The sequence below is a fragment of the bacterium genome, assembly GCA_029210965.1.
Lineage (GTDB): Bacteria > BMS3Abin14 > BMS3Abin14 > BMS3Abin14 > BMS3Abin14 > JALHUC01.
On sequence record JARGFZ010000088.1, the window covers coordinates 1 to 2,292 of the forward strand.

Annotated in this window: 3 protein-coding genes and 1 pseudogene; 3 read left to right on the top strand and 1 reads right to left on the bottom strand. The window is 52.7% G+C overall.

Annotation, left to right across the window (positions count from 1 at the left end):
* Positions 1-241 (bottom strand): DUF4372 domain-containing protein (locus P1S59_14335; GenBank protein ID MDF1527406.1); only part of this gene is annotated, 241 nt, incomplete at its 3' end.
* Positions 242-380: 139 nt separating this feature from the next.
* On the opposite strand from P1S59_14335, the gene P1S59_14340 reads away from it, so the two are divergent.
* The 3 genes and pseudogenes from P1S59_14340 to P1S59_14350 all read left to right on the top strand — a co-directional run bounded on the left by P1S59_14340 (position 381) and on the right by P1S59_14350 (position 2,292).
* Positions 381-1,061 carry a hypothetical protein gene (locus P1S59_14340; GenBank protein ID MDF1527407.1) on the top strand — a complete coding sequence of 227 codons (681 nt, stop codon included), beginning with the start codon at positions 381-383 and terminating at the stop codon, positions 1,059-1,061.
* Positions 1,058-1,810 carry an IS21-like element helper ATPase IstB gene (gene istB, locus P1S59_14345; protein ID MDF1527408.1) on the top strand — a complete coding sequence of 251 codons (753 nt, stop codon included), beginning with the start codon at positions 1,058-1,060 and terminating at the stop codon, positions 1,808-1,810. Before P1S59_14340 ends, istB begins: the two co-directional genes overlap by 4 nt.
* A 93-nt stretch (positions 1,811-1,903) precedes the next feature.
* Positions 1,904-2,292: pseudogene (locus tag P1S59_14350) on the top strand (IS21 family transposase).

Sequence of the window (2,292 nt, forward strand, 5' to 3'; positions counted from 1 at the left end):
GGTGGGAGGTACTGGCTGTCACCGGCGTGGACAACCGTCCCCGAACCTGGCTGTAGAACTGGACCCTGCTGGACCTGCTCTCACGACTCGCTAACTGGCCATACGCCAGACAAAGAAACTGATCAAATGTGGAGAAGCCTCTGGTGCGGTACTCGCCATGATATCGGTTGACGCAGCTGTTGAACTCATGCCTAGGAAAAAACTGGAGGAGTTGCCTGAAAACAGTCTGACCGGTGTTCATGGATACCCTCCTGAAATATCAGGACGGTAACACTCTCAAAACCTAGGGTGCGAGTTCAAATCGAAAAAAGAACAATTATGTCAAAGAGCCTATATAATCAACAGGTTATAGCTGTACACTCAATTTTAACCGGACAGCAGTGAGCGTAGATGACTATCGCCTGTTCCTTGAACATGTCCTGGAGAAAGCCAACGGCGGGCGCGGTGTACGACTGGCCGAAGAGTTGAAACAAATGTCCGTGCTGAACGTCTCACGCCTGACCGAATATGAAGAAACTAGTTGTCGGGTGCGTAGCTGGAGCACAATCACCGTTAAGCGGCGGATTTACTCGGTGCCAAGCCGCCTGATTGGCGAGAAGGTCTCGGCGAGGCGCTATGAGGATCGTTTGGAGGTGTTCTATAACGGAGTTCATCAAATTACCGCACCATGGGTATCGCGCGATGGTGAGCACCAGATCAACTACAGGCACGTGATTGGCTGGTTGGTGCGCAAGCCGGGGGCTTTTCGACAATACCGTTTTCGCGAAGAACTCTTCCCTACAGAGGTATTCCGATGGGCATGGGAGTGCCTCTCGGAGAAACTGAGCGAGCGGACAGCTGACCGGGAGTATCTCCAGTTGCTGCATCATGCGGCCCGCACGATGCAATGCGAAGTCGAAGTGGTCTTGTTGGCCATGCGCCACAAGGGAGAAATCCCACGGCTGGATAGGGTGCTGGATGCGTGTCGTCCAGCCGTACATGAACCACCACGGCTGCAACCGTTAGTGGTAAATTTAATGGATTACGATGATTTGCTGGGCAGTCAGGGGGTGCGGGTATGAGCAAAGCAGACAGTATGGCTATGATGCTGCGGTCCTTGCGCCTGCCTTCCATTCAACGTGAATACGGGAACATGGCCAATCAAGCCGAGTCCGCGAATTGGGGTTTTGAACAATACCTGAAAGGATTGCTTGAACTGGAGGTCAATGAGCGAGCCGAACGGCGCATTGAACGGCTTTTGAAACGCTCCGGGTTGCCGGAAGGCAAAAGTCTTGCCACGTTAGACCATAAGCTGATGCCGATAAAGGTGCGTCGACAGATCCCTGTGCTGGTCGAAGGCGGTTTCATCGAACGGGCCGAGAATGTCCTGGCGTTCGGACTTCCTGGCCGTGGCAAGTCGCACTTGCTGGCGGCCATCGCTCGAGAACTCGTGATCCAGAGAGGTTATGCTGTGCTGTTTATAAGCACTCACCGGTTGGTGGAACAGTTGCTCATCGCCAAACGTGAGCTTGCCATCGAGAAGGTTTTCAAGAAGCTTGATCGCTTCGATGTGGTGGTGCTAGATGACATTGGTTATGTGCAGCAAAGCCGTGAGGAAATGGAGGTGCTGTTCACATTCCTTTCTGAACGATATGAACGGCGCAGCCTGATGATTACTTCCAATCTGGTCTTCAGTGAATGGGACAGGATCTTTAAAGATCCGATGACGACTGCCGCCGCTATCGACCGCCTGGTTCACCATTCAACGATCCTTGAGTTGGACAACGATAGTTATCGGGCCAAGCAGGCAAAGCAACAGCAAGGCAACTGAATACAAATATTCACCCGTCAGCAGTGGCAACTAAACAATAGGGAAGTGTAATTGTCGCTGGGGGGGAAGTGTAATTGTCGTTGACCAACCGTCATCATCCCTGCCCGTGTACGCAAACCAAAGGATAAGGCCAAGGTGGAGTCCGCCGTACAGGTGGTAGAGCGCTGGATCCTGGCCCGTTTGCGCAACCGGACCTTCTTCTCCCTGGGTGAGGCTAACGCCGCCATCGCCGAGCTGTTGACACAATACAATGACCGTCCATTCCAGAAACTTCCGGGTTCACGCCGGGAGATGTTCGAGACACTGGATAAACCAGCGCTCAAGCAGCTGCCCACGTCGCGCTACACATACGCGGAATGGAAAATTGTTGGGGTCAACATCGACTACCATGTCGAAGTTGATGGTCATTACTACTCGGTGCCTTATCAACTCATCAAGAAGGATCTTGATGCCCGATTTACCGCCCATACGGTCGAATGTTT